Genomic DNA, 1,040 nt, shown 5'->3' with positions numbered 1-1,040 from the left:
TCCTCAAGTGGCTTCCCAGGGAATGCAGCGTGCCAATATGGATCAGGTACCAAGGCATGAGCCTGCATTTACACCAGCTGCAAATGCTTTTGGCGGTATTGCTAGTGAGCCAGCGCCATTCCAATCCACCTTGCCACCCGGTTTTGATGAATACGCATTTTTGGATAATGCAAAGCAATATTTCTCCACCCTGCAAAAAGCATGGGATCAGGGTGATTTAGCTGCTTTGCGTGAGTACACCACGCCTGAAATGTTTGCAACGATTGAGCAAGACCTATCAGGTCGTGCTGATAGTGCTAACCAAACTGATGTAGTTACCCTCAATGCACAGTTATTGGGAATTGAAACGGCAGACAATACTTATTACTGCAGCGTTCAGTTCACAGGCATGATTCGTGAACAAGCAGGCGCACAAGCAAATAATTTTTCTGAAATCTGGAACTTAAGTAAGCCTGTAAGCGGTCCTGGAGGCTGGGTACTAGCGGGTATTTCTCAGTTAGTTTAAGCTTGAGGTACTTTCCCTTGAAAGCCCGCACTTGTGCGGGTTTTTTACGCTTATGACTACCGCTTCTTCTGCTACCCATCACATTGCCGCTTCTGCTGCCTCTCAAGGCATTAATCACGTGCTTAAAGCCGAACCATGGGCTATGGCAGAGTTGGCTCGACATGCTGGCAAAGTAATTTTGCTGGGTTTGCCAATCGGCAACTTGTGTTTTGAGATAGCGCCCGAGGGCTCTTTGGTTGCTGTGAGCAATATTGATGCTCCATCTCTTGAGTTGGAAGTCTCTTCTGAGGTGCTGAGCGTTTTGGCTGGAGGTTCAGGTAATTTACGAGAGCAGGCTATGAAGTCCGTCAAGATCACTGGCGATGCTGACCTAGCGCAATTATTAGGTCGCTTGGTAGGACAAATTCGGTGGGAGTATGAAGAAGATCTGGCGCGCTTCATCGGGGATGCGCCTGCTAATTTTGCTGTACGCCAAGGTAAGAAATTCGTTTCTGCCGGGAAAGCTGCAGCGACTGACTTACTTGAGAATGTCATT

2 protein-coding genes are annotated in these 1,040 nt (G+C 47.9%); both read left to right on the top strand.

All coding sequences use genetic code 11. The annotated features are described in order from the left end of the window. On the top strand, positions 1-505 hold a 505-nt coding region (locus B7X71_RS17700), incomplete at its 5' end, for a Tim44-like domain-containing protein (RefSeq protein ID WP_293601706.1). A 52-nt stretch (positions 506-557) separates the two neighbouring features. After that, positions 558-1,040, top strand: a 483-nt coding sequence (locus B7X71_RS17695; protein WP_293601705.1) for an SCP2 sterol-binding domain-containing protein, incomplete at its 3' end; no start/stop codon positions are given.

The sequence above is a fragment of the Polynucleobacter sp. 39-46-10 genome, from assembly GCF_002282275.1.
Note: the sequence above shows the minus strand (reverse complement) of the source record. Positions and strands in the feature narration are given on the sequence as shown.